The sequence below is a fragment of the Bilifractor sp. LCP21S3_A7 genome (genome assembly GCF_052118825.1).
Classification (GTDB): Bacteria; Bacillota; Clostridia; order Lachnospirales; family Lachnospiraceae; genus Bilifractor.
In genome coordinates this window covers 1-523 of record NZ_JBQKGL010000035.1, presented here as the reverse complement: position 1 = coordinate 523, position 523 = coordinate 1, and the positions used below count along the sequence as shown (strand labels likewise).

Below are 523 nucleotides of genomic sequence, written 5' to 3'. Positions count from 1 at the left end.
AAACGGAGTGATGTTGGAAAACATACGTATACGGTATCGGAGAAAATTCCGGACAAGGCCGTTGAGAAGAAGGATGCGCAGGGTAATACTTATTATGAGAAGGACGGCATCCGCTACAGCAGCCAGACATACACCGTAACCGTCGATGTAAAAGATAACGGTGACGGCTCGCTGAATGTAGAGGCAAGCGAAAACGCGAATGCCTTGAACTTCACGAACACGTACGGTGCAGCCGGCAGCGTCCAGTTTGCAGGTACGAAGACTATCACGAATAAACCTGCGGATATGAGTCTTGCGGGGTATATCTTCAAGATAGTTGACAAAGATAGCAAAGAAACCGTCGCAACGGCAAGCAGCGACGCAGATGGCAAGATCGCATATCCGGTGATCAATTACACGCTGGCCGATGCAGGCAAGAGCTTCACATATGTTGTAAGTGAGGAGAATGCGGGCAAGACGATCGGTGGCGTAACGTATGACAGCAACAGCTACGAAGTAACAGTAAAGGTAGAGGATAACAAGA

Annotated in this window: 1 protein-coding gene; it reads left to right on the top strand. The window is 48.8% G+C overall.

The window, feature by feature from the left end:
* Positions 1-523 (top strand): Spy0128 family protein (locus tag ACTQ1O_RS14060; RefSeq protein WP_441487794.1); only part of this gene is annotated, 523 nt, incomplete at both ends.